The organism is Atribacterota bacterium, assembly GCA_039638595.1.
GTDB classification, from domain to species: Bacteria; Atribacterota; Atribacteria; order Atribacterales; family Caldatribacteriaceae; genus Profundicultor; species Profundicultor thermophilus.
Window position 1 is genome coordinate 35816 of sequence record JBDIWM010000005.1, and the last position, 25376, is coordinate 61191.

General features: G+C 46.5%; 24 protein-coding genes. 1 reads left to right on the top strand and 23 read right to left on the bottom strand.

All coding sequences use genetic code 11. The features are described 5' to 3' along the window. Positions 1–2 precede the first annotated feature (2 nt). The 6 genes from ABDK92_02480 to ABDK92_02505 form a co-directional block, all read right to left on the bottom strand. On the bottom strand, positions 3–284 hold the full coding sequence (locus ABDK92_02480) for a DUF503 domain-containing protein (GenBank protein MEN3185489.1): 282 nt from the start codon (positions 282–284) through the stop codon (positions 3–5). After that, positions 281–2209 (bottom strand): translation initiation factor IF-2, encoded by a 1929-nt coding sequence (infB, locus tag ABDK92_02485; GenBank protein MEN3185490.1) that lies wholly within the window; start codon positions 2207–2209, stop codon positions 281–283. Before infB ends, ABDK92_02480 begins: the two co-directional genes overlap by 4 nt. Beyond that, positions 2209–2499, bottom strand: a complete 291-nt coding sequence (locus ABDK92_02490; protein ID MEN3185491.1) for a YlxR family protein — start codon at positions 2497–2499, stop codon at positions 2209–2211. The genes infB and ABDK92_02490 overlap by 1 nt, the downstream gene beginning before the upstream one ends. After that, positions 2496–3539: a transcription termination factor NusA gene (gene nusA, locus ABDK92_02495; GenBank protein ID MEN3185492.1), complete on the bottom strand. Its 1044-nt coding sequence runs from the start codon at positions 3537–3539 to the stop codon at positions 2496–2498. The genes ABDK92_02490 and nusA overlap by 4 nt, the downstream gene beginning before the upstream one ends. A 126-nt stretch (positions 3540–3665) precedes the next feature. After that, positions 3666–4901 (bottom strand): tyrosine--tRNA ligase, encoded by a 1236-nt coding sequence (gene tyrS, locus ABDK92_02500; GenBank protein MEN3185493.1) that lies wholly within the window; start codon positions 4899–4901, stop codon positions 3666–3668. Next, entirely contained in the window at positions 4885–5400 is a 516-nt protein-coding gene (locus tag ABDK92_02505; protein ID MEN3185494.1) for a QueT transporter family protein, read from the bottom strand. The genes tyrS and ABDK92_02505 overlap by 17 nt, the downstream gene beginning before the upstream one ends. 30 nt (positions 5401–5430) lie before the next feature. Here ABDK92_02505 and ABDK92_02510 point away from each other — a divergent pair, with 30 nt between their 5' ends. Beyond that, the gene (locus ABDK92_02510; protein MEN3185495.1) at positions 5431–7359 is read left to right on the top strand and encodes a penicillin-binding protein 1A; all 1929 of its coding nucleotides are present in this window, start codon (positions 5431–5433) and stop codon (positions 7357–7359) included. 8 nt (positions 7360–7367) lie between these two features. Here the strand turns inward: ABDK92_02510 and ABDK92_02515 are convergent, their stop codons facing one another. The 17 genes from ABDK92_02515 to ugpC all read right to left on the bottom strand — a co-directional run bounded on the left by ABDK92_02515 (position 7368) and on the right by ugpC (position 25045). Further along, positions 7368–9719, bottom strand: coding sequence for an endonuclease MutS2 (locus tag ABDK92_02515; protein MEN3185496.1), 2352 nt, complete (start codon positions 9717–9719; stop codon positions 7368–7370). After that, positions 9685–10254, bottom strand: a complete 570-nt coding sequence (locus tag ABDK92_02520; protein ID MEN3185497.1) for a CvpA family protein — start codon at positions 10252–10254, stop codon at positions 9685–9687. The genes ABDK92_02515 and ABDK92_02520 overlap by 35 nt, the downstream gene beginning before the upstream one ends. Continuing rightward, complete coding sequence (gene pheT / locus ABDK92_02525; GenBank protein MEN3185498.1) at positions 10251–12623, bottom strand: phenylalanine--tRNA ligase subunit beta; 2373 nt, start codon at positions 12621–12623, stop codon at positions 10251–10253. Before pheT ends, ABDK92_02520 begins: the two co-directional genes overlap by 4 nt. A 9-nt stretch (positions 12624–12632) precedes the next feature. Then, a complete protein-coding gene (locus tag ABDK92_02530; protein ID MEN3185499.1) occupies positions 12633–13646 on the bottom strand; it encodes a phenylalanine--tRNA ligase subunit alpha in 1014 nt (337 codons plus the stop codon). A gap of 87 nt (positions 13647–13733) precedes the next feature. Next, complete coding sequence (rplT, locus tag ABDK92_02535; protein ID MEN3185500.1) at positions 13734–14087, bottom strand: 50S ribosomal protein L20; 354 nt, start codon at positions 14085–14087, stop codon at positions 13734–13736. Positions 14088–14104: 17 nt separating this feature from the next. Continuing rightward, positions 14105–14302, bottom strand: coding sequence for a 50S ribosomal protein L35 (rpmI, locus tag ABDK92_02540; protein ID MEN3185501.1), 198 nt, complete (start codon positions 14300–14302; stop codon positions 14105–14107). Between the two features lie 13 nt (positions 14303–14315). Then, positions 14316–14825: a translation initiation factor IF-3 gene (gene infC, locus ABDK92_02545; GenBank protein ID MEN3185502.1), complete on the bottom strand. Its 510-nt coding sequence runs from the start codon at positions 14823–14825 to the stop codon at positions 14316–14318. Positions 14826–14888: 63 nt separating this feature from the next. Then, positions 14889–15902, bottom strand: coding sequence for an oligopeptide/dipeptide ABC transporter ATP-binding protein (locus ABDK92_02550; protein ID MEN3185503.1), 1014 nt, complete (start codon positions 15900–15902; stop codon positions 14889–14891). After that, positions 15887–16945, bottom strand: coding sequence for an ABC transporter ATP-binding protein (locus ABDK92_02555; GenBank protein ID MEN3185504.1), 1059 nt, complete (start codon positions 16943–16945; stop codon positions 15887–15889). The genes ABDK92_02550 and ABDK92_02555 overlap by 16 nt, the downstream gene beginning before the upstream one ends. Beyond that, positions 16917–17798 (bottom strand): ABC transporter permease, encoded by an 882-nt coding sequence (locus ABDK92_02560; protein MEN3185505.1) that lies wholly within the window; start codon positions 17796–17798, stop codon positions 16917–16919. Before ABDK92_02560 ends, ABDK92_02555 begins: the two co-directional genes overlap by 29 nt. Further along, positions 17799–18830 carry an ABC transporter permease gene (locus ABDK92_02565; GenBank protein MEN3185506.1) on the bottom strand — a complete coding sequence of 344 codons (1032 nt, stop codon included), beginning with the start codon at positions 18828–18830 and terminating at the stop codon, positions 17799–17801. It abuts the gene before it with no gap. A gap of 54 nt (positions 18831–18884) precedes the next feature. Beyond that, positions 18885–20726 carry an ABC transporter substrate-binding protein gene (locus ABDK92_02570; protein ID MEN3185507.1) on the bottom strand — a complete coding sequence of 614 codons (1842 nt, stop codon included), beginning with the start codon at positions 20724–20726 and terminating at the stop codon, positions 18885–18887. Between the two features lie 18 nt (positions 20727–20744). Further along, the gene (locus ABDK92_02575) at positions 20745–21782 is read right to left on the bottom strand and encodes a nicotinate phosphoribosyltransferase (GenBank protein ID MEN3185508.1); all 1038 of its coding nucleotides are present in this window, start codon (positions 21780–21782) and stop codon (positions 20745–20747) included. An 18-nt stretch (positions 21783–21800) separates the two neighbouring features. Continuing rightward, positions 21801–22031 (bottom strand): preprotein translocase subunit SecG, encoded by a 231-nt coding sequence (secG, locus tag ABDK92_02580; GenBank protein ID MEN3185509.1) that lies wholly within the window; start codon positions 22029–22031, stop codon positions 21801–21803. Between the two features lie 13 nt (positions 22032–22044). Beyond that, entirely contained in the window at positions 22045–22821 is a 777-nt protein-coding gene (gene tpiA / locus ABDK92_02585; GenBank protein ID MEN3185510.1) for a triose-phosphate isomerase, read from the bottom strand. Between the two features lie 16 nt (positions 22822–22837). After that, a complete protein-coding gene (gap, locus tag ABDK92_02590; protein MEN3185511.1) occupies positions 22838–23833 on the bottom strand; it encodes a type I glyceraldehyde-3-phosphate dehydrogenase in 996 nt (331 codons plus the stop codon). Between the two features lie 105 nt (positions 23834–23938). Beyond that, positions 23939–25045, bottom strand: a complete 1107-nt coding sequence (gene ugpC / locus ABDK92_02595; GenBank protein MEN3185512.1) for a sn-glycerol-3-phosphate ABC transporter ATP-binding protein UgpC — start codon at positions 25043–25045, stop codon at positions 23939–23941. Positions 25046–25376 lie beyond the last annotated feature (331 nt).

Below are 25376 nucleotides of genomic sequence, written 5' to 3' on the forward strand. Positions count from 1 at the left end.
TTTCACAAGATATCTACAGTGAGGTTACTCACCTCAACACGATCATCATCTTCAATAAACCGTACAATCTGGTCAATTATGGACCGTACGCTTCTCTCATCGAGTCCGATGCAAGAAATTCCCAAACCTCCTCTTTTCCACTGCGTATCAACCGGAATTTCCACAATGGATATATTGAAACGGTTCCGGAGCTTCTGCTTCATAGAATTCATGACTCTTCTTTTATCTTTAAGGGAAAGGCTACCATTGATAAAAAGTTCAACCTGACAAACTCCGACTCTCATCGTTCCTCTCGGATGACGTAAACCTCTAAGATATCACCCTCACGAAAGTCATCGAATCCTTCTAAACTAACTCCACACTCGTATCCCTGAGTCACCTCTCGCACATCCTCTTTAAAATGCTTTAGGGAGGCTATTCGGATTCCTTCTCCAAGCATCTCCCGTCCTCGCCATACTCTCACCAGCGCTCCTCTTTCGATCTTACCCTGGGTTACATAACACCCCGCGATTACACCGGCTCGAGCTACTTTAAAAAGGGCCCGTACTTCGAGTTTACCCAGGGTTTCCTCAATTTTCCTGGGCTCTAACATACCCTTAATAGCCTTATCCATATCGTCAATCAGGTCATAAATAACCCGGTACAGTCGAACATCAACACCTTCCCTTTTGGCAATTTTTGCAATCTCGTTGGGCAACTTTACATTAAACCCTACTACAACTCCCGAAGACGCCGAAGCCAACATCACATCAGCTTCACTGATATTTCCCACTCCCCTGAAGAGAAAATTAATTTTGACGTTCTCATTCTCCAGCTGGGAAATCGCTTTCTCAATCGCTTCCAGGGAACCTTGGAAATCAGCCTTTAAAAGGAGATTAAGCTCCCTGACTTTCCCAGCTTCGGGTGAAAGGAGTTCTTCCAGAGAAAGAGCACGCTTAGATCCCCCTTTAAGGGCAACTTCTTTCTCCCGTTCTTTTCTTCGCTCGGCGATGAGGTATGCAATCCGCTCCTCTCCCACCACCATAAACTTTGTTCCAGCTGGTGGAAGCTCAGAAAATCCGACCACCTCAACAGGCATAGCAGGGTATGCTTCCCTCAACGATCGACCAAGGTCGTCAGATAAAGTTCGCACTTTGCCCCAGCTCGTCCCGGCCACAAAATAATCTCCTACCCTCAATATTCCCTCCTGGACGATCACCGTTGCCACAGGACCCTTCCCCCGATCCAGGCGCGACTCAATGACAAGACCAGTAGCGTAACCACTATGTCTGGCCTTGAGCTCTAGAAGATCAGCCTGTAAGATAATCATCTCCAGAAGTTCGTTAACGCCCTTCCGCTGCAACGCCGAAACATTAACGAAAATGGTTTCTCCCCCCCACTCCTCAGGAATCAACCCGTAATCCGAAAGCTGCTGTTTTACTCGCTCAGGATTCGCTGCAGGCTTATCCACTTTATTCACAGCAACAATGATGGGTACGTCAGCCGCTCTGGCATGTTGAATCGCCTCTATAGTCTGAGGCATCACCCCATCATCTGCGGCAACCACAAGCACCGCTATATCCGTAACCTGAGCCCCACGAGCTCGCATTGCGGTAAAGGCTTCATGCCCTGGAGTATCGATGAAGGTGATTTTCCTTCCATTCACTTCCACCTGATACGCGCCGATACGCTGCGTGATTCCTCCGAACTCTGACTCAGCAACCTGGGAATGCCGGATTGCATCAAGCAAGGTGGTTTTTCCGTGATCGACATGTCCAAGAATCGTCACCACTGGAGGTCTTAAAAATTGTTCTCCTCCCAAAGCTTCAACGGTCTCTTTTTTTAGGCCTTCTTTCCACTCCACTTCCCATCCCTTTTCTCGAGCCAATTTCTCCACCACAAGAGGTGGCAAAGGTCTCCGAAAATCAGGGACGATATTCAAATCAGCCAGGCGCAAGATAATATCTTCAGGCCCTTCATCGAGGAGCTTGGCAATCTCCTTGAGAGTGGGAAGGTTTTCAAAAAGAAGCGTTTTTTCTCTTTTTTTCCGTATTTCTTCTTCTTTCTGCCGGCGGTAGATGATCTCCTCTTTGAGAAGATCAACCAGATCCTCATCGATACTGCTCATGTGATTCTTGGCTTCGACGCCCAACTCTCGAAGCATCTCTATAACCTCGTGAGCATGTATCCCGAGTACTTCGGCAATCTTATATATCCTTACCTTGGTCATTACGAGCCTCCTTCCCGCGGGTTTTTCAAATACCCGAGCAACATATCCTTTAGGGCGAGAAACTCCTCCTCCTCAAGCTCAAATCGAAAAGCCGAAGAAAGGTCCTTGCGGGAAAAAGCTGTCACACACTCCACCTGAGGACACACATAAGCCCCTCTCCCCGACTTTTTGCCGGTCGGATCCACCTCTACGTTTCCCTGAAGGGTTCTCACAATCCGAATCAACCCTTTTTTCTCCTTTCTCTGACGACACCCTATACACATACGAATGGGAATCTTTTTAGACTTCATCTCTCCTCCTCACGATTGACGCCCTTGATGTCGATACGCCACCCGCTGATTCGCGCAGTAAGACGGGCATTCTGACCATCTTTACCAATAGCCAGAGAAAGTTGATCTAAGGGCACGAGCACCTGTGCCGTCTTGGTTTCTTCGTCAAGCTTCACGCTGATCACCTCTGCCGGTTTCAATGCTTCAGTGATCAAAACCTCTGGATCATTACTCCACCTTATTATATCTATTTTTTCTCCCCTCAGCTCATCAATGATACTCTTAACCCTGGAACCACGATTCCCTATACACGACCCCACCGGGTCAATCCGCTCGTTTCTACTTTCCACCGCCACTTTACTTCGTACCCCAGGTTCCCGAGCAATCATCACCACATCCACCCAACCCTCGTGCACCTCCGGAACTTCCAGCTCAAAAAGTCTCTTCACCAAGCCTGGGTGCGTACGGGAAAGGGTGATCCTTGGACCTTTGGTGGTCTTTTTAACTTCCACGATAAAAAACTTCATCCGGTCGCCAGTCTTATACTCCTCATGAGCAACCTGTTCTGAGGGTGGAAGCACTCCTTCAGTCTTACCAAGTTCAACCATTACGGTCCGCCCTTCCCTCCGGTTGACGATACCAGTGATGATCTCTCCGGCCCTTTCCACAAATTCCTCATAAATTCTATCCCGTTCTGCCTCCCGAATTCGCTGAAGGATAACCTGTTTGGCGGTTTGCGCCGCAATACGACCGAAATCCTTGGGAGTGACCTCAATGTCAACGCACTGACCAACCTCTGCACTGAATCCCAATCGCTGGGCCTCCTCCTTTAAAATCTCCACCGTAGAGTCCTTTAACTTCTCAACCACGACCTTTCTCGCCAGAACCTTAATAGCCCCACTTTCGGCATCCAGAACTACTGATATCCCTTTATGAGAACTTTTAAAATTCTTGCGGTAGGCAGAGAGCAAAGCTGCCTCAATAGCTCTTTGCAAAGCATCTTTTGGAATTCCCTTTGCTCTTTCTATCTGCTCAATCGCAGCAAAGATTTCTTTGCTCATAAATACCCCCTGGTAAAAACCCATAAACAACAAAGAGTGGGCAAAACCCACTCTTTGTTGGCAAGAAAACTCGACACCTCATTATTTTAACCCAAATATCAAAGGATTGCAAATACAAACGGATCGTTACGATACAACCCTGACCTTAAAGAACGCCTTTTTCCCCACTTTTAGGAAACTTCCATCCTGCACCGTTACATCCATATTGGTATCCTCAACTCGTTCTCCATTTAGATACACACTACCCTGTTCAATTAATCTCCTTGCTTCACTATTTGATTTCGGTACCCCAGTTTTTTGCAAAAGCTTCATGACCCATATTTTCCCCTCTTTCAGCTCCAAAGTCGAGAGAAGAATTTCCTGGGCATTTTCGGGGATGCTTTTTTGAGAAAAAGCTCGCTCAAAATCTGCCAGGGCTTCCTGAGCCTTCGCCCAACCATGATAGGCGCTGACAATTTCCAGAGCGAGTTGCTCCTTCCACTTTTTAGGATGCAATATCCCTTTTTCGTACTCCTCTTTCATCCTGGTAATTTCCTCCAGAGGAATATTGGTGAGAAGAACAAAATATTTTTCAATCAAAAAGTCCGGGATAGACATGATCTTTCCAAACATGGAAAAAGCTGATTCCTGGATACCGATGTAATTTCCCAAGCTTTTACTCATCTTTTCGACTCCATCGATACCCTCCAAAAGTGGCATGGTGAGCACCACCTGTGGCTCCTGACCAAACTCTCTCTGAAGATCCCGTCCCACCAGGAGATTAAAGAGCTGATCATTTCCCCCTAACTCCACATCCGCTTCGAGCGCTACTGAGTCATATCCCTGCATGACCGGGTAAAGGAACTCATGCAAACCCACGGGTTTTCCTGCTTTCAAGCGTTTCGCAAAATCTTCCCTTTCCAACATCCGAGCCACCGTGAGCCGAGCAGTAATGAAAACCAGATCACTTAAGGTAAGTTTCCCTAACCACTTGCTATTAAATTCCACTCTGGTTTTCTGAGGATCCAGAATTTTAAAGACCTGTTCAGTGTAGGTTTCAGCATTTTTTTTGACTTCTTCCTCAGTAAGCTGAGGACGAGTTTCTTTCTTTCCCGTGGGGTCACCGATCCTCCCGGTGAAATCTCCGATGAGAAAAACCACTTCATGCCCCAGGTCCTGAAACTGACGCAACTTTCTTAGCGTTACCGTATGACCTAAATGGATATCAGGAGCACTGGGGTCGAAACCTTCTTTAACCACCAGTCTTTTTCCTCGGCGATAAAAACGCTCGAGCTTTTTCCGTAAATCTTCGATACCAATAAGTTCTTCAGCACCTCGCTGGATTATGGCTATATCTCTTTCTACTTCATTTTCGTAAACCAAGCTTCTTCACTCCTTTCTGAAAATTCCCTCTCCGCAAAAACAGTATAAGGAGCCAACCTAATCCGTAACAGGCAATAATTTCCCCTACAATAACATAAAATACCGCGTAAAAGTAAGGAACCCGAAAGAGCACCGATAGATAAATCGGTACCCCAAACCCATTGATCAGAACTGGCGGGAGAGGAGCCCAGAACGGACGAGGAACACGAGAAGTAAGATACCCAGCAAAGAGGGTGAAAAGTGGACCCAGAAGAAAGTCAACCACGCCCACACCACCAAAAATATTAGCCAGGAAACATCCTACGGTAAGTCCCCACATAGTTTCGGGAAAGAAAAAGGGAAGAACGGTCAACGCCTCTGAAACCCTCACCTGGATGGGTCCATAAGCAATAGAGGAAAAAGGGGGGAGAACGGTAAAAAGGAAATAACATCCTCCTACCAGTGCCGTTCGAGTGAGCTCTTGAGTTTTATTCGTTCGAGTTTTATGATAATATTCCATATCGAAATCATTATAAAGAATATTGAAAAGATGAAAAGAACCAATCGGCAGAAAACCAAAAATACTGAAAAAAAATTTTATCCCCATGCATTCATGGCAGGCATCCTGTCAGGCATCCTTTTCTTTACTCTCCTGTTCATCTTCTTCCTCCAAGACCTCAAAGAAACTTCCAGTAAACTGGAAGACCTCACTCCTTCTTTAACCACTCGAATCTACGATACGAAAGGGAAACTGATCGGAGAGTTATTTACCGAAAAGCGAGATTATGTCGAGCTCAACGAAATCCCCGAAATCATTAAGAAAGCCTTTTTAGCTAGCGAGGACCAGCGCTTTTATTCCCATCCAGGCATTGACCTCCAGGGTATCGTGCGGGCTCTCTGGCAGGATCTAGTGAACCTCAACATCGTGGAAGGAGGAAGCACCATCACCCAACAACTTTCCCGGAGCCGATTTTTAACCCAGAAACAGGTACTCGATCGAAAAATTAAAGAAGTATTTCTCGCTCTGATGATCGAAAAAAAGTACACCAAGGACCAGATTTTTGAAGCCTATCTGAACCAGATCTACCTCGGACACGGCGTATACGGCATCAAAGCCGCAGCGAAAACCTACTTCGGTAAGGAACTCCAGGATTTAAACCTGGCCGAAGTGGCCATGCTTGCAGGCATAGCGCGCTCACCGGGTAATTTTTCTCCTTACGTGAATTTCAAAACCGCACAGAAGCAACAGAGAAGAGTGCTGCAACGAATGCGATCCCTTAGATTTATCACCGAAGAAGATTTCCAAACTGCCCTCTCTGCTCCTATTGTACTCTCAGGCCTGGAACCCAACCGTTCTCTCGCACCTCATTTCGTTGACCATATCCTTAAAGAACTGGGAAAAACCTTTGACGAAAGAACTATTTTTAGCGGTGGCTTGAAAGTGTATACCACGCTAGACATCGATTTGCAAAAAGTAGCCAATCAAGTCCTGCAGGAAAGTGAATATGAAGGCGCTATTCTTTGCATGGATCCCCAGAATGGATATATTAAAGCGATGGTTGGGGGAAGAAATTACCAGGAGAGTAAATTCAACCGCGCCACACAGGCTTACCGTCAACCAGGTTCTACTTTCAAGCCTTTCATTTATGCAGTCAGTATGGATAGTGGATTCACTCCAAGTAGCGTTTTAGTGGATGAACCACTTACTTTCCCCAATGGCTGGAAACCCCAAAATTACGAAAAGAAGTTTCGGGGAGCTATAACCCTTCGAGAAGCCTTAGAAGGTTCGATAAACATTATAGGGATCAAACTCCTTCAAGAAACTGGAATCGACAAGGTCATTAGTTACGCTCGAAAAATGGGAATAAAGAGTCAACTACGAAGAGACCTTTCTCTTGCTTTGGGTACTTCCGAAGTAACCCTGATAGAACTTGTCACCGCGTATTGTGCTTTTGCCAATAAAGGCATGGTACCAGAACCGATCGCCATCCTCAGAGTGGAAAACGCCAAGGGGCAGATCCTCTACGAAAATAAGCCCGTCCTCCACCAAGCCCTATCAGAAGATACTGCCTACATTATGGCCAGACTCCTTGAAGGAGTGATCAAACGAGGTACCGGTCGAAGGGCCAATATCGAAAGACCAGCCGGAGGAAAAACGGGAACCACAGAAGATTTCATCGATGCCTGGTTCGTGGGGTTTACTCCGGATCTGACGTGCGGGATTTACCTTGGAAATGATGATCGTACTCCTTTAGGACCCCAGAAGACCGGAGGTATTATCGCTGCTCCTATGTTTGCCAAGGTGATGAAAGAGGCCCACCGGGATCTTCCGATACATGATTTCGTTAAACCCAACGGTATCGTCGAACTCGAGGTCTGTCTCAAAAGCGGTTTACTCCCTGGGAAAGCCTGCAAAACCGTTAAGCTTCCCTTCAAGCAGGGCAGAACCCCTCAAGAAACGTGTACTCTTTGTCAGTAGGAATACTTTCACGATTTCATGGTGACCACTGTGACCCCCAGTCCCCCTTCTTCGGGATAACCCAGGCGAAAACTCTCGACACACGGGTGCTTCTTCAAAAAATCGTGGGTCAGTTCCCGCAAAACCCCTTCTCCTTTACCGTGAATCACATACACAGTAGTAAAACCAGCCAGGATCACCTGGTCAAAGTACTGATCAAGCTTTCGCAAGGCTTCGTCTCGGGTGAGGGCTCGTATCTCAATTTCATTCCTGATTGAAGGGGTCGTAAAGCGAGGAAAATTGGGGGATCGAGAAACAGCATCCTCAACTTCTCCTTTATGCAGTGATTCCCAAGGGACTTTTATTTTTCTTCCCGCCACATTAACCCAGGCACTCTTTCTTCGCTCATCCAGCGAAATAACGGTTCCGGTTTGATTCAGGAAATCAACGAGCACCGCATCTCCTTTTTGAAAACGCACCATCACATTTGAAGGTATCTCTGCCACGGCTTCTTCTATCGCCCGAACTTTTTCTTTTTCTTCTTCTATTCGCTTCTTCCACCGTTCATATTCTTCCTGGTCCAGTTGCTTTTCTCTTTTCAACCTTCCTACAATTTGAGATACTTCATCTTTCGTTTTGTTTAAATACCCTTCGAGTTCCTTCTTAAACTCTTTGAGGAGCGCCCTTTCTCTTTTCTGAAGGTCTTCCATTTTTTCCTTTATTTTTCGTTCCCTTTGCTCCAGCTCCTTCGCTTTGAAAACGTTTTCTTCCATCATTTTAGCGAGAACACTTTTGTCCCGGGTCAAAGCAACAATTAAGTCATTTAATCGAACTTCCTCAGCACTCAAAAGTTGCATCGCGCCATCGATGATTTCTTTCGGAAGACCCACCCGCTCGGCAATTTTAATACCGTAACTCGCCCCTATTTCTCCCAATACCAGTCGGTAGGTTGGTTCAAAGGTATCGGGATTGATAGCCAGAGAAGCGACAGACATACCTTCTTCTTGAGAAGCTCGATACTTCAAGACCGGCAAATGGGTGGTGACCACACCCATCGCTCCCTTTTTTTGCAAGTACTTCAAGGTGGCGATGGCCAGAGCCGTACCTTCGTTCGGATCAGTGCCTGCACCCAGTTCATCAATGAGAAAAAGAACGCTGGAACAGTTTCCCTGAAGTGCTTTGGCAAGATTCCGGGTCCGGGACGTAAACGTGCTGAGCTCATTCTCGATATCCTGGTGGTCACCAATATCCACAAATAAATCGTCATAAAAGGGAATGATAGAACCAGTCTGGAGGGGAGCCGGAATACCACAGAAAGTGAGCGAAACAATTAGAGCCAGACTTTTCAGAAGGACTGTTTTCCCACCAGCATTGGGACCACTGACCACGAGAATCTTTTTGGTGGGAGAAAGGTTCAAATCAAATGGAACCGCCTTTTCCCCTAAGAGAGGATGCCTCCCTCCCTGAATGATGAGCTCCTCTCCTCCCACCTGGGGAACAATCCCCTCCCAGGTTTCCCCCAGTTTCACCTTTGCTCGCAAAAGGTCAAGATGAATGAAACTTGAAAAAGTACGATCCATGTCGGGAATAAAAGGTCTAAGTTCCGAAGTAATCCGATAGAGAATTTTGGCAATCTCTTCTTGCTCAAGATGCCTCAACAACTCCAATTCATTATTAAGGCGAGAAACCACTTTCGGTTCGATGAAAACCGTAGAACCACTGGAAGAGTAGTCAACCACGATGCCGTCCACAGCATGCCGGTGTTGAATCTTCACTGGAACCACGTAACGATCTTTCCGGACGGTGTACATCTTTTCCTGAAGCAACGCACCCACTTTAGAACTCTGCAGAAATGCACTCAACGTTTCTTCAATACGCTCGTCAATAGTTTTTATCTTACGACGCAACTGATAGAGCGTATCACTGGCGGTATCCAGAATATATCCCTCAGGGGAAATGATTTTTTCTACTTTCCTACGAAGAGAACTAAAATCGTTGATCTTTTCCAGATAATCGTTCCACAGAGAAACGTATTTTTCAGCAATTTTCCTTTCCCTAAAAAAACACACAGCCTCTCCACAGAGCACAAAAAATCTCCACAACTGGACAAGGTTTTCTGCGTTGAGCGTAGAGCCAGGAATCCTTAGAATTCTCAGAATGGAACGGAGATCTGGTAATCCTCGTAAATCGAGGTCTCCATCGAATTTGGTCATTTCTTGAAATTCTGCAGCATGACGCAAAAGGCGAGTAATTTCCGAAGGAATAAACGAAGGGTACACTGAAAGTTCCTCTTTGGTCGCCAAGCAGGAAAAAAGAGAAGACAAACGTTCTTGAACTTTATCAAACTCAAAACTCTTCAAGGTTTCCCAAGCCAACATCATCTCTGACCATACCCTTTTCCAGAATGGCACGCAGAAAACCGGCCTGAGGGAACCTGATGGTCCAGTCATGCAAATAGGCAATCACTGGAAGAGTCAGGTCCTGATAAAAACGGGATTGGTACACATAACCATTGAGAAACTGAAGATAAGAAAAATTAAGGAGAAGAAGAGTAATGACTAAAATCCAGAACATTCCCTTCACAATTCCCATCAAGAAGCCCAGCACGGCATCAACCCATACAATATCAAGTTTCTCGAAAACCCTACGGAATAAAATTCCCACCCAGGAAAAAAGCACCATGACGGGAATAAAAATGATTAAAAAACCAACCAGATGCAGAATCCAGGAGGTATTCCAACCCAAAAACCGCCCAATAAAATCGCCCACCAAAAGATAATAGCTCAATCCCAAGATAAAGCCGACCAAAAGTCCAGCAAAGCTTAAAAATTCTTTGCTGAATCCACGGATAGCACTGCGCACCACATTCACGAGAACCAGAAACACACAAAAAACGGTGTACCAATCCGCGGTCAAGAGCGCACAAATTCCTCCCGGAGATGAACACCCCTCATTTTCTTGATCTCCTCTTTGATTTTTTGAATCCAGACTTCCACTGCCTCATCATTCAGCGTCTTTTCCCAGGAACGAAAGACACAGCGGAAGGACAATCCCTTTTTATCCTGAGGAAGAGGTTTCCCTTCAAAAATATCAAAGATTTCCACACCCTCTATCGCCATCGCTTCCTTTGCCATCACTTCACGAACTTTTTCTTCAATCGCATTCCAGGAAAGATCTTTGTCCACTACAACCGAAATATCCCTGACAATGGCAGGAAAGAGGATCGCCCCTCTTACAGCTGAAATCGCACCCTCAACCAGGCCGAAAACCTCCTCTAACCTGAGTTCCAGATAATACAACATTCCCCGGACATCGAATTCCCAGAGCATTCTTTCAGACAGTTTCCCACCCCACCCCAGGAGATTCCCCTGGGAAGACTTAAGAACAAAAGCCTCGTTTTCTTCAAAGCCAGGTACGATGTCATTCCAGGGAAGAAATCGAACTATTCCCAAGTCCACTCCCATTACCTCAAGGATCTCTTCCGTAAGGCCTTTGAGGACAAAAAAGTCGACCTGAGCACCTTTCCACCAAAGAAGAGGCAAAAGATTTCCGCAGAGCGCTACTCCTAACCTGAGTTCCTCTCCCCAGGGATTTTCTGCTTTTCCCGAAGGGTAAAAAACTTTTCCCACTTCGAAAAGACCGAAGTGATTGCGCCCTCTCCCAAAATTTAAGCGAAGAACTTCCAGAAGAGAAAGTAAAATCTGTGAACGGAGAAAAGACTGGTCCTGAGAAAGAGGATTTTTAACCGCCACAAGCTGTTCAATCACGATTCCCAAAGTCTGCACCGTCTTGGGGTCTACCAAAGAGAGGGTCACAGCCTCCTTTAAACCTCGAGAAACCAGAAAGGTTCTCAATTTCTGTTCGAGCGCATAATTTCTTTCTGGATCTCCAGGGTCAAAAGGAAAACTTGGAGAAGAAAGTTGAATCTGCTCATATCCATTGATTCTCCCGATTTCCTCGGCAATGTCAACCATAGTGGCCACATCGGCCCGGAAACTGGGAACCCTCACCGTAAATTCCTCGTCGGTACGTTCTATCACCACAAAACCCAACCGCTCCAGAATCCGAATCATTCTCTCAGTCTCTACCTGACAGCTTAAAATCTGGTTGATTTTTTCCGGAAAAACCTGGACCGTTTTTTCAAAACAGGGTGGTTCTCCAGCTATGGCCCATTCTCTGGCAATCTGGACGTCTCGTTCTTTCGAAAGAAGCGAAAGAACCCTTTTTGAAGCATACTGCACCCCTCGAGGATCAACCCCGCGTTCAAAACGGGCTGAAGCCTCCGTTCGTAGGCCGAGTGCCCTGGAAGTCCTTCGAACGGAAATCCGATTAAAAAGCGCTGATTCCAAGAACACCTCGTTTGTCGCAGGAGAAACCTCGGTACTTCGTCCCCCCATGATTCCCGCAATGCCTATCGGAGAACGACCATCAGCAATAACCAGCATCCCATCAGAAAGCAATCTCTGGATACCATCGATGGTAACAATTTTTTCTCCCGCTTTTGCCCGGCGGACCACTACCAAGTTATCGGTAATACAAGAAGCATCAAAAGCGTGAAGAGGCTGACCGGTTTCCATCATAACGAGATTGGTAATGTCAACCACATTGTTGATAGGCCGAAGCCCCAAAAGGTAAAGGTCTCTTACAATATCCCAGGAAGAAGGTTTTACCGTAACGTTCGCAATAAACTTTCCAGTATAATAGGGACAAAGGTCAAAATCCTCGTCCCGCAAGGTCAACGGAGAGGAAATTTCGGTCTCTCGATATTCTATCTCTGGTACCTCCCAGTCGAGATCGAGTTTTGCCGAGAGATCCCGAGCGATTCCCGCTATCGAGAGGCAATCACCGCGATTGGGTGTAATTTCGAGGTCCATTATCACCTCGTGCTCAAAGAGAAAACGGGAAATATCTACTCCTTCCGGAAACGCATCAGGAAGTACAATGAGAAATTCAAGGATTTCTTTCTCTTCCCCCGCTACCAAAGAAAAAGAAGGAGTTCCTTCCCGGACAGAGACCAGAACCTTCTTTCCAATTTGAGGTACTCCCCAGTTTTTGACCTTCACAGGAACGATCTTTTCCTTCACCTTTATCAGGCATTCTGAATGGAGCATACCCTTTCTCGCTTCTTCCAGGGTCCCTACATAGAGGGGAAAGATGAAAACGTCCTCGGCACGAAGAATTTTTTCCACCACCAGTCCCTGTTCAATGAGGAGTGCGGCAAGTTCCTGGGGAGGGAGATCAAGCCCTTTGAGAAACCGTTTCAAAATGGAGTAGGCAATTCGCATGGTTGTCTCCTATCGCAACGCTTTAAATTGTTCCAAAAAATTGACATCGTTCTCCAGAAACCAACGGATGTCAGTTATACCAAAACTCAACATGGTGATTCTTTCCACTCCCATACCAAAAGCAAAACCCCTAACCCTTTCAGGGTCATAGCCCACTTTTTCAAAAACCTGGGGATGCACCAAACCTGCCCCCATGATTTCCAACCACCCGCTGTATCCACAGGACCGACATCCTTTCCCCTGACAGACTCCACATGAGACATCCACCTCAGCGCTGGGCTCCGTAAAAGGGAAATAACTGGGCCGAAAACGAACTTTCCGCTGAAGACCAAAAAAGCGTCGCACGAATATTTCCACCGTACCCTTGAGATCCCCCATGCTCACAGAAGGAGCCACCACCAGCCCTTCGATCTGATGAAACATGGGACTATGAGTAGCATCAAAAGCATCTCGACGATAACACCTTCCCGGAACCACCACTTTAAAAGGAGGAATCAGTTTTTTCATGGCTCGTATCTGCCCAGGAGAGGTATGAGTGCGTAAAAGCCAACCGGGAGAGAGATAAAAAGAATCCTGATCATCACGGGTAGGGTGATCTGGAGGAATGTTCAGTGCTTCAAAATTATAGAAATCACTCTCAACCTCCGGTCCACTTTCAATTCGAAAACCCAGACTTTGAAAAATCGATAAAATCTGATCTCGGACAATAAGAACAGGATGAAAAGAACCCACCCATTGCCTTTTTCCAGGTAATGTAATATCAATACATGATGACGATTTCCCTTTTGCAAAGGCCAGCCACTCGTATTTTTTCTTCCAATCTTCTTCCATCCGGTTTTTGATCTCGTTCAGCTTTTGTCCCCATACTCTTTTTTCTTCCGGCGAAAGACCTCGGAGTTGCGCCAAAAAATCCCCCATCATACTTTTCCGTCCTAGATATTGACCCTTGATCCGATTCAACGCATCAAGCGTTTCCGCTCTCGCCAAGTTTTCCTGAAAATCAGAAAAATACTTTTCCAGCATCTCCATTTTGTTGTCACTCAACGTGCAAACCACCTTTCCCAACAAAAAAGCGATGCCCGGAGGCATCGCTTCCCAAAGCAGAAAATCCTAACGCTGTTCCGCAGCCACCTTCAGGAGCTCAGAAAGGGCTTCAGGATGCTCAACGGATAAATTTGCCAAAACTTTCCGGTTTAACTGAATACCTGCTTTCTTCAGAGCTCCCATGAACTGGCTATATGTCATTCCTTGACTCCGCACGAACGCGTTAATCCTGACGATCCACAACCGGCGAAAATCTCTTTTCCGGTTTCTCCGATCCCGGTACGCATAGGCCAGGGATTTCATAACCTGTTCTTTGGCTCTCTTGTAAGAGCGAGAACGGGCACCACGATAACCCTTGGCCATTTTCATAATCTTTTTCCTTCTCTCTCTGGAAGCCACATTCATTTTTACTCTGGTCATGGCTCATTCACCTTCCCCTACGCATAAGGAAGAAGAGTTGAGATTCTCTTCTCTTCTGCAGAATGCACAATGACTGTGTGACGCAATCTCCTTTTCCGATCCCTTTTCTTCGAAGAAAGGAGATGGCTCTTTCCTGCCTGCGCTCTTTTTACTTTTCCTGAACCAGTAACTTTAAAGCGCTTCGCAGCTCCCCGATGGGTCTTCATTTTTGGCATCGGTAATTCCTCCTCATTTTTTGGGTGCTAGGGTAATTGTCAAGCTGGACCCCTCGCTCTTTATATCTTGCTCCACCTTACTGATTTCTTTGAGATCTTCGATGATACGGCCCAAAAGGTCCCTTCCTCTCTCTTTGAACGCTTCTTCGCGTCCCCGGAACCTGACGATAATCTTGACCCGATCACCGTCGTTCAAAAAACGGAGTGCATTCTTGATTTTAACCTGGTAATCGTGTTCATCGATCTTTGGTCGAATATTCAATTCTTTTAACTCCGAAATTTTTTGCTTTTTGCGGGAAAGTTTTGCCTTTTTCTCCTTCTCATAACGGAACTTCCCATAATCCATAATCTTGCAAACCGGAGGATTCGCATCTGGACCAACCTCAACTAAATCAAGACCCAGCTCCTCAGCCATCTGCAAGGCCTTTTTCAATGGAACAATTCCAATCTGGCTTCCCTCAGGAGAAATCAACCGCACCTCCCGCGCTCCGATCTCGTGGTTAACGCGGTATTTTACCTCGATCTGTATCGCCCCCTTATCTTACCGTAGACGGTAGAAAAAAATACCACATTCTCTCGCTTTTCGTCAACACTTCACCCTGGCTGATTGTACTCTTTTTAATTGAAGACTTCCAGGAAAGTGACAGGCAACCCAGCACCCTGCCTCAACCTCTCGCAGGGGTGGTTCCACCACATGGCAAATGTCCTGAACGACCGGACAGCGAGGGTGAAAACGACATCCCGAAGGAGGCTTAATGGGGCTCGGAACATCTCCCTTCAGGATGACCCGATCCACTTTATAATCCGGGTCAGGAACAGGGACCGCGGAAACCAGCGCCACCGTGTAAGGATGTAACGGTCGGGAAAAGAGGTCGTTTTTTCCAGCAATTTCCACCACCTTTCCCAGATACATGACCAGTACCCGGTCACAGATTTGCTTAACCACCGCCAGATCATGAGAGATGAAAAGATACGTCAGGTGATACTCTTCTTTCAACTCACTCATCAGGTTAAGAATTTGCGAACGAATCGAAACATCCAGCGAAGAAACGGCCTCATCAGCAATAATAAGGCGAGGATGAAGAATAATAGCCCGAGCGATACCAATGCGTTGTCTCTGTCCTCCAGAAAACTCGTGAGGGTATCTTCGAAGGTAATTTCCCGAAAGGCCTACCCTTTCCAGAATGTCCCGCACCCTCAATGCCCTTTCCTGGGATGAACTGATCCCGTGTACCGCCATTCCTTCTTCGATGATGGCACCAATAGTCATCCGGGGGTTCAGTGAACTAAAAGGGTCCTGAAAGATCATCTGTATCTCTTTTCGGATAGGGCGGAGACGAGAAGATGGAAGACACGAGATCTCCTGCCCATTAAAGAAAATCTTTCCCTCAGTCGGCTCATAAAGGCGTATGATAGTCATACCTAGGGTACTTTTGCCACACCCAGATTCTCCTACAATCCCCAAGCTCTCACCACCTAAGACTTCAAAACTTACCCCATCCACAGCTTTGACCCAGGCTATTATCTTCCTAAATACACCTGCACGGATAGGAAAATATTTTTTAAGGTTCTCAATCTTAAGAATCACCGAGTCTGACATTCCTTCAAAACCTCAGGCATCGCATTTCGAACCTTTTCCCAGTGGTGGCAATAGACGGCATGCGTGTTACTGAGTGATGCTTTTGGAGGTTCCTGGATACACGCTCCGGTTTCAAAGGTACATCGCCCCCGAAAACGACAACCTAGGGGAAACGAAGACGGTTCCGGAACCACTCCAGGAATGGTGTCAAGCTTTTTTTGTTCCACATCCAGACGGGGGATCGATTTCAAGAGACCCACCGTATAAGGATGAAGCGGATTCTTAAAAATTTCAAAACGATTTCCTTCTTCAACCACCTTTCCTGCATACATCACAACTACTCTTTCAGCCATGTCAGCCACAATACCAAGGTCATGGGTAATCAAAATCAACGCCATACCCAGCCTTTTCTGTAATTCTCGCATCAATTCCAGAATCTGAGCCTGAATTGTGACATCAAGCGAAGTGGTGGGTTCATCAGCAATCAAAAGCTGTGGGTGGCAGGAAAGAGCCATGGCAATCATGGCTCTCTGCTTCATACCCCCAGACAGTTCATGGGGGTATTCGTCCAGCCTCTTCTCCGGTTCTGGGATTCCCACCAGACGAAGCATCTCCAAAGCCACCTCCCTCGCTTTTGCAGGAGAAAGTTTCTGGTGCAGCATAATGGCTTCCAGAATTTGGTCTCCTACGGTGTAAACAGGATTCAAAGCCGATGCGGGTTCCTGAAAAATCATGGCGATGTCTTTCCCCCGAATTTCCCTCATCTTTGGTTCAGGCAAAAGCAAGAGATTTTGACCTTTGAAAATAATCTCTCCTCCGCTAATCTTTCCCTTGGGATCGACTAGTCGCAAAATAGCTAAAGAAGTCACACTTTTCCCACAGCCAGACTCACCGACCAGAGCAAGCGTCTCGCCTTTTCCCACACTGAAACTCACTCCATCAACCGCTTTTAATTCTCTTTTCTCGTCATCGTAGAAATAAACCCGTAAATCTCTGACCTCAAGCAATTTTTCCTGGAACACCTTTTCTCCTCCACTACATTCTAAGCCGGGGGTCAAAAACATCACGCAAGGCGTCTCCCACCAGGTTCCAGGCCAAAACAAACAAAACCATCGCCAGCCCCGGGAAAACCGTCATATACCAGTAACGCAACGCCTCCCCTTGACTCCCCATCATCCAGTTACGAGCATAATTCAACAGTGCTCCCCAATCAGCATATCCCTGTGGCGCCCCGATACCCAGAAAGCTCAACGCTGCAGCGGTGATCACCAGAGACCCCATGCGCATGGATGCCTGGATGAGAACCGGAAAAATGCTATTAGGAAGAACATGACGAAGAATAATCATGAAATCACTCACACCCAAGGCTTTTGCTGCCATGACAAACTGTTCTTCTTTTACCTGAAGGATGTTTCCTCGCACCAAACGTGCTGGGTACATCCAGCTAAACACAACGAGGGCAATGATTACCTTATCAAGGCCAGCTCCCAGGATCGTGGCCAGGACAATAGCCGCAACCAGAAAAGGAATGGCCATAAAGATATCAGTAATACGCATTAATATTTCATCAACCATCTTCCCAAAGTACCCTGCTACCGAACCCACTGCAAGGCCAATCAACGTCGAAATCACCGTCACCACAATTCCAATGCGAAAGGCAGTTCGGGTTCCCCACACCACCCCATAAAAAATGTCTCTTTTCCCTGCTACCCCAAAAGGATGCTCCGGGGAAGGAGGAAGAGGATTAGAACTCCAGGTAACTATGGGCATCATATAGGGATCTCGAGTCGATTTTGGCGGAGCAATATACGGTGCTCCCATCGCCACAATAAAGAAAAAAATCAGCAACACAAAACCCAAACAGGCAGAAAAGTTGGAAAAAAACTTTTTGAGCAGGCGCTTTGTTTCTTTTTTCACCTACTCCAACCTCACCCTGGGATCGATGAAAGCGTAAGAGAGGTCAACACAGAGATTCCCCAAAATCAAAACGAGCCCAAAGAATAACGTCCCTCCCATGATGGAAGCATAATCCAGTTGCTGCGCGGCCAGGGCCATAAAACTTCCAAGACCAGTCCGATTGAAAATCGTCTCCACAATCACGGTACCAGCCAGAAGACCCACCACAGTTTGACCACTCACTGTGGCCACGGGAATCAAAGCATTCCTCCGCGCGTGTTTACGAATCACAACCCCTTCGCTCAAGCCCTTAGCTCTCGCGGTGCGAACATAATCTCTCTGAAGCACTTCCAACATCGAGGAACGAGTAATCCGGAGAATAAACGCAAGTTCCACATAGGTTAGTGTGAGAATTGGCCCCAGGAGATGGCGTAAGGCATCCCACAAAACATCCAACCGCCCATTCAAAAGTGCATCGAAGGTGAGCATCCCGGTAAGGTGTCGAAAAGCCGAAGATTTGACCACCGTCTCTGCCCATATACTCAGGTTACCAGGGGGAAACCACCCCAAGGTACCGTAAAAAACCATGAGAACCATCAATCCAAAGACAAAATCAGGAAATGACCACCCCACCACGGCAAAAATCCGTAAAGCATGGTCAAGAACTTTATTATGGTGCAGTGCAGAGATTACACCTAAGGAAATTCCTAAAAAAATTATAGGGATCACAGAAAAAATGGTTAGCTCCAAAGTGTACGGAAAACGTTCCAGAATAACCTCAAAAACTGGCCCCTTACCGACGTAGGACCAGCCCAGGTTCCCTTGAAAAACGTTTTTTAGCCATCTTAAATACTGGACAAAGATAGGGTCATCTAAGCCATACTGGCTGATTAACTTATCAACGTTTTCACCTTTCAGTCGCTCAGGATTGTTGATAAACGTTGCCAGACGCTGATAGGGACTCAAAAACCCGATCATGATAAAAACAAGGAGCGAGACACCAAACAAAGCCAGGGGCAAAAATAAAAGACGCCTCAGGATGTAAAAAATCACAACGCCTTGAACCTCCAAAGCGGGAGGAAAAACCTTCCTCCCGCTTTCAATAGTTTATTCTTCCTTCCAGATGGTATCGTAATTAACCTCTCCCGGTCTCATGGGATTCAAAAACCATCCCTTTACCCAGGTACGCATAACAAAAATTTCCTCGGGCTGATAAAAGGGGATCCCCAGAGCATTTTCATAAGCGATCTTCTGAATTTCTTCATATTTTTTGGCTCTTTCTTCTGGATTGGTTTCCGCAATAGCTTCTTCAATGAGCTTGTTGAGGTTGGCCTGAGCAAAATCAATAAAGGCCTGTCCCTGAGAACCACCATACACACCCCCACTGTGATAATAGGTAAAGATGAAATTGTGAGGGTCAGGGTAATCAGCTAACCATCCGATGACAAAAGCGGGAAGCTGCCCCTGCTTGTAAGCATCGAGGTAGGTGGGCCACTGCACACCCTGAACCTCAATCTTAAACTTGGGGTTCAACGACTCGATGTTCTCTTTAAGCATCTCACAGGCAGTTTGTCGGGCTTCGTTACCGGTATTATAGAGTAAAGTCAGCTTAAATCCCTTTTCCCAGACCTGCCCTCCCCAGGCCTGCTGGAACTCCTCCTTAGCCTTTTCCAGGTCAAAGAAATACATGGGGAGACTTTCGTTGTACCCCAGGAGCCCCTTCGGGATAACCGAGGGAATCCGCCGACCAAAACCTTTCAACACCTCCTGGATGAAGGTATCATAATCAAAAGCATAGCAAAATGCCTTTCTCATGTGAATGTCGCTGAAGAAATCAGGAGGAATCCCTTCACCGTCAAGTTGTCCACTACCCAGATATTTACTGTCTTTACTCACGGTCCAGTTAAAATGCATGGTGGTAACCGTAAGCCGAGACCCTTTTTCGACCTTAACTCCAGGCATTTCCTTTATCTGGTCATAGTACTGAAGGGGTGCATAAATCTGGTCTGCATCACCAGCTTCAAGCATGGCTCGACGGGTACTCCATTCATCGATTCCCCAGATAATCACCTTGGCCAATTTTGATTTTTCACCCCAATACTCTTCATTTCGCACCAGAGTTATTTTTTGTTGTGTCCTGTCCCACTCAACAAACCTGAACGGACCGGTTCCAATCGCCTGCTGGTACAGTGGGCTTTCTTCTTTCTTTAAATTGTGATACTTCCACCAGTCCTCCGCCTTCCCATCCCAGAGTCCCATAGAGATTGAAGTCTCTTTATCGAGGATAGCACTCCAGTTTGCGTTCTGGGCAAGAATACTCAGGAACGGCGCAAAGGGGCGCACAAGGCGAAAGACTACACTATCTCCCTCGACCTCGATGGCTGGATCCACATACTGGTTATAGAAATCAACCAGTTTTTGCGCGTATTCTTCGCTTTTCAAACTTCCATCCTCGTTAAACATATCTTCCCAGTTCATCCCCAGTTTATCAGCCACAAAATCTTCCAAGGTTCCATAATTAAATAATGCTTCAATGAGCATCCACATCGGCCCCGCAGAGGGGTCAAAAAGGATTCCTCTTTCGAAACTGTACTCCACATCTTCGGGGGTGAGATCGTTACCATTATGGAACTTAATACCCTTCCGAATGGGGAACACGTAAGTTTTGCCATCATCCTTGATGAGATCATTTTCAGCCGAAGGTACTTCCATAGCAAGACGCGGCACAAATTCTGAAACGCTTTCCCCTTTATATGCAATGAGGTTCTCGTAGACAAAGTTAATGATTTCCCCACTGGCGGTGTCATAGGCAAAATGAGGATCAAGTGTATCGGGCTCGCTGATACTCAAATAGATATATGTATCTGGATTTTTCACTTCCGCAAAAGCAACCCCTCCAATAATAAAGCACAGAAAAACCACAATGAACCACAAAGCAAATCTTTTCATCATTTCCACCTCCCACCCCTATTTCATTCTTTTAAGCCTGGGGTTGGAAATTATTCCCGGAATCCTCCCTCTTTTGGCTACCTTCTGGCCTGCTACTTCTTTGATATCCATGGTCATGTCAATAGGAGGATGACCGCTAATATAGCTTCCCACCCCAAAAATATCCACCTTATCATGCATGAGGGCTATTCTTTCGGGATTGAGCCCTCCTGAAACCACAATTTTTACTCCTTCAAAACCGGCTTGTCTCAATCGTTCCCTCACTTCCTCAACCAGAGCAGGCGTCACGCCTCCACGTTCGTCAGGTGTATCCAACCGCACGCCGTCGAGGTCGTTTTTCAAAAACTGTGCTACCCGAAGAGCTTCCTCGGCTTCGTCCTTGAAGGTATCGACCAGTACGACACGGGAAAATTTCTTGGGAATTACCTCCACAAAGGCTTTACCCGTCACTACGGTGTCTCCGACAATCAGAATCACCGCATGGGGCATGGTCCCTCCGGGCTCTTTGCCGGCGAGTTTGGCCCCAAGGATGCAGGCTGCACCATCGGCACCTCCAACCATGGCGGCTCTTTCCATCACCGGAGCCACCGCAGGATGAACGTGTCGCGCCCCAAAAGAAATCACCGTTTTGTTTTGAGCAGCTTGTTTACACTCCCACGCTGCAGTTGCCCATCCTGAACTGTGAGCAAGAATCCCCAGCAGGGGGGTTTCAAAAATCCCAAACTGGGAATACGGACCTTTAATCCTCATGACCACCTCCTTTGGCTCAAATTTTTCCCCTTCTTCTAAGCTCCACACCTCCACTGCGTTTTCGGAAAGTAGATGCAGTACCTCCTCCACTCCACAGAGAATACCAGCTTGCCGAGGAAATATTTCTGCCACCACCACCGTATCCTCTAATTTGAGATGACGCAAAACTTCCTGAGCGCTCACAAAATAGATATCGGTGGTATATCCCTTCAGGATCTCCTCGTGAGTAGCAGAAAAAAATTTCCGTTCTGAATCCACTCGAATCGCGTCAACTTCCTGCAACGAAGATATCCAGCTTCGGTTCACGGTTTCTACCCCACCCGGTTACATCCGAGCAACCAGAAAAGCAAAAAGCAGAGAACAGACCATTAACGCTGTTCCCAGGATGACCGTTAATTTACTCAAAAGCGGTAAATTCTTAAATTTACTACTTCGATTCGCTAAAGTCATCCCTCCAAATATCCCTCCCCCAACCCCAGACTTACGGGGTTGAAGGATTACTGCAAAAATCAAGGCAACAGAAATCGTTATTTGCACAATCATCCATGCTTCCATAAAAAACGCTCCTTTACTTATTCTGCGAAGCTCGATATGTTTCCTCTACGATCTTCCAGAACTTATCCGGATCCAGACTTGCCCCTCCCACCAGGGTACCATCGATCTCAGACTTGACCACAAACTCAAACACATTTTCCGGGGTAACACTCCCACCATAAAGAATTCGAATTTTCTGGGCCACATCTCGGTTAAACTTTTGGCCCAACTTTTCACGAATAAAACCAATAACCTCTTCCGCGTCAGAGGGAGTCGCTGCCCTTCCGGTACCGATTGCCCAAACCGGCTCATATGCAATCACCAGGTGCCATGCCTTATCAAGGGGTACGGCATCTACACCTTGGAGAAGCTGTTCTGCCACCACAGATTCGGTTTTGCCGTTCTCTCTTTCTTCCAGGGTCTCTCCCACACAGAGAATGGGAACAATACCCCAATTGAGAGCCGTTTGAACCTTCTGTCCGACTTCCTGGGAAGTTTCACGGAAAATATGTCTCCTCTCCGAGTGCCCCAAAATAACATAATCACAACGGAACTCCTTAATCATAGCCGGAGCAATCTCCCCGGTGAAAGCCCCTTTGGTTTCCCAATGCATATTTTGGGCCCCTAACTTCACTGGAGAAGCAACCAACTTCTGAGAAAGCAAAGGTAAAGAGGTAAAGGGCGGACAAATAATGATTTCCACCTGGCGAAAATGCCCCACACGGTTAAGGAAGGCCTCGGCGTACGCCGAGGCCTCCTGAGAAGTCTTATTCATTTTCCAGTTTCCAGCAGCAATAAGGGCACGAGTCATTCCCACAAACTCCTCTTCATGCCATGACATACTTTGCTAAATCAACCACTCGGCAGGAGTACCCCCATTCATTGTCATACCAGGAGAACACTTTCACGAGATTTCCTTTCACATTGGTCAATTGAGCATCAACGATGGATGAATGAGCGTCATGGAGGAAGTCCATCGAGACCAAAGGTGCCTCACAGTAAGCCAAAATCCCTTTCATTTCACCTTCGGCTGCTTTCTTAAACGCAGCGTTCACTTCTTCTTTGGTTGGTTCTTTTTCAACCACTGCAGTAAAATCGACCACGGAAACATCAGGGGTCGGCACACGAATCGCTATTCCATCCAGCTTCCCTTTAAGCTCAGGGACTACTTCACCAATGGCCGAAGCGGCACCAGTACTGGTGGGAATCATAGACATCGCTGCTGCCCTGGCCCGACGTAGGTCCTTATGAGGAAAATCCAGAATGACCTGGTCGTTGGTATATGCATGAATGGTGGTCATGAAACCCCTCTGGATATTGAAATTTTCATGGAGAACCTTGACAATGGGAGCGAGGCAGTTGGTGGTGCAGGAAGCGTTAGAAACGATGTGATGATTGTTCTTATCATACATCTTCTCGTTAACTCCCATAACGATGGTTATATCCTGACCTTTTGCCGGCGCCGTGATAATGACCTTCTTAGCCCCCGCTTGAAGATGCAAAGAGGCCTTCTCTCGATCTCGAAACTTCCCAGTGGACTCAATGACCAGATCTACACCCAAATCCTTCCAGGGAAGCTGTGCCGGGTCTTTCTGAGCCAAGACTTTAATCACCTTCCCATCCACAAGGATGGAATCCTCGGTCGCCTTCACCTCATTGGGAATCGTTCCGTGCACGGAGTCATACTTCAAAAGGTGGGCGAGCACTTCCGCACTGGTTAAGTCATTTACAGCCACGACATCCACATCGCCAACTTCAAGTATCCTACGAAAAACAAGTCTTCCAATCCTTCCAAATCCGTTAATGCCAACCTTCATGCCTATACCTCCCTTATTTTAACTATATTGATAAATCAAGATATTTTATCGCAAAGCAATTCATAAAGCAAGAAAAGGGCACCTTTTTCAGCAAGGTGCCCAAAGCAAGACTTAAATGATCGCCCTTTCTGTATTCACATCAAATACATGCATTTTGGAGGTATCCACCACGGTTTTGAGGGTATCACCGACTTCGGTATGGGTTTGCATATCAAGTACAGCCACGATGGTATGAGGTCCAGAGGTAAGGTAAACAATCTGTTCGGAACCAAGCGGCTCAACCACATCAACCACTGCATCAATGATGTTGCCATTGTCCCTCAGCATATCCTTCGAAACCGAAAGATCGTAGATATCCTGAGGACGAATGCCAAATGTGACATCCTTACCAACATACGGTTCCAGAGCAGACCGATATTCTGCAGGAACTCGAATTTTAAAGGAAACCCCGTCCAGAATAAGTATATCCTCATCTTTTTTGAGCGTGACATCCAGGAAATTCATGGAGGGGGTTCCAATAAAACCAGCCACAAATTTGTTTACCGGCCGATTATACAGCTCTAGAGGGGTTCCAACTTGCTGCACGATACCGTCCTTCATGACCACAATGCGATCTCCCATGGTCATGGCTTCGATCTGGTCATGGGTCACATAAATCATGGTGGTCTTCAACCGATCGTGCAATTTTGCTAGCTCTGCCCTCATCTGAACCCTCAATTTCGCATCCAGGTTAGAAAGAGGTTCGTCAAACAGGAATACCTTAGGATGGCGCACAATTGCTCTTCCCACCGCCACCCTTTGCCTCTGACCGCCTGAAAGCTGTTTTGGCTTACGATTCAAGAGCTCCTGAATACCCAAAATCTCCGCCGCCTCTTTGACACGCCGATCAATTTCATCCTTTGGAAACTTTCGCAGTTTCAATCCAAAGGCCATGTTGTTATAGACATCCATATGTGGATACAGCGCATAATTTTGGAACACCATGGCAATATCACGGTCTTTGGGAGGTACATCATTAACCAGGGTGTCACCAATATAAATTTCTCCTTCGTCAATCTCTTCCAGACCCGCAATCATCCTCAGGGTGGTCGTTTTTCCACACCCTGAAGGCCCAACCAGAACCACGAATTCCTGATCCGGGATGTCCAGCGTCACTTTGTTGACTGCCACAACTTCTCCAAAACGCTTTACAACACTTTTTAAATTCACACCAGCCATCTATGTTCCCCCTTTTTACCAATAATATAGTAATGCTTGAAAAATCTAAATTTATTTTAAAACATTTCCCTACGTCTGTAAACTGCCCCTCAAGTTCTCCTTCCTCCTGACTACCAGGGAAAGGTGCACTGCAGATGAAGGTTGTTTCCACCATAGTTTCTGGAAAAACCTTCACCCATTGTGTTGAAGAAGCGCTTCTTCTATTTTTCACAATCCACTCCTATGAATCTATTAGATACCATTCCTCCAGCACCCAGAGACAATCAATCCAAGGACCCCATTCCCCAGTCCTGGAATAAAAATGATATGAGAGGGATTGATTTGAACTGTA

Excerpts from the sequence above, each read along its gene's own strand:
- tpiA (MEN3185510.1), bottom strand. The coding sequence starts at position 22,821 with ATGACTCGTGCCCTTATTGCTGCTGGAAACTGGAAAATGAATAAGACT.
- rpmI (MEN3185501.1), bottom strand. The coding sequence starts at position 14,302 with ATGCCAAAAATGAAGACCCATCGGGGAGCTGCGAAGCGCTTTAAAGTT.
- infB (MEN3185490.1), bottom strand. The coding sequence starts at position 2,209 with ATGACCAAGGTAAGGATATATAAGATTGCCGAAGTACTCGGGATACAT.
- pheT (MEN3185498.1), bottom strand. The coding sequence starts at position 12,623 with ATGCGAATTGCCTACTCCATTTTGAAACGGTTTCTCAAAGGGCTTGAT.
- ABDK92_02490 (MEN3185491.1), bottom strand. The coding sequence starts at position 2,499 with ATGAAGTCTAAAAAGATTCCCATTCGTATGTGTATAGGGTGTCGTCAG.
- ABDK92_02555 (MEN3185504.1), bottom strand. The coding sequence starts at position 16,945 with ATGTTTTTGACCCCCGGCTTAGAATGTAGTGGAGGAGAAAAGGTGTTC.
- ugpC (MEN3185512.1), bottom strand. The coding sequence starts at position 25,045 with ATGGCTGGTGTGAATTTAAAAAGTGTTGTAAAGCGTTTTGGAGAAGTT.
- ABDK92_02530 (MEN3185499.1), bottom strand. The coding sequence starts at position 13,646 with ATGCTGGAAAAGTATTTTTCTGATTTTCAGGAAAACTTGGCGAGAGCG.
- ABDK92_02505 (MEN3185494.1), bottom strand. The coding sequence starts at position 5,400 with ATGGAATATTATCATAAAACTCGAACGAATAAAACTCAAGAGCTCACT.
- ABDK92_02510 (MEN3185495.1), top strand. The coding sequence starts at position 5,431 with ATGAAAAGAACCAATCGGCAGAAAACCAAAAATACTGAAAAAAAATTT.
- ABDK92_02550 (MEN3185503.1), bottom strand. The coding sequence starts at position 15,902 with ATGTCAGACTCGGTGATTCTTAAGATTGAGAACCTTAAAAAATATTTT.
- ABDK92_02480 (MEN3185489.1), bottom strand. The coding sequence starts at position 284 with ATGAGAGTCGGAGTTTGTCAGGTTGAACTTTTTATCAATGGTAGCCTT.
- secG (MEN3185509.1), bottom strand. The coding sequence starts at position 22,031 with ATGGAAGCATGGATGATTGTGCAAATAACGATTTCTGTTGCCTTGATT.
- ABDK92_02515 (MEN3185496.1), bottom strand. The coding sequence starts at position 9,719 with ATGATGTTGGCTTGGGAAACCTTGAAGAGTTTTGAGTTTGATAAAGTT.
- ABDK92_02570 (MEN3185507.1), bottom strand. The coding sequence starts at position 20,726 with ATGAAAAGATTTGCTTTGTGGTTCATTGTGGTTTTTCTGTGCTTTATT.
- nusA (MEN3185492.1), bottom strand. The coding sequence starts at position 3,539 with ATGAGCAAAGAAATCTTTGCTGCGATTGAGCAGATAGAAAGAGCAAAG.
- rplT (MEN3185500.1), bottom strand. The coding sequence starts at position 14,087 with ATGACCAGAGTAAAAATGAATGTGGCTTCCAGAGAGAGAAGGAAAAAG.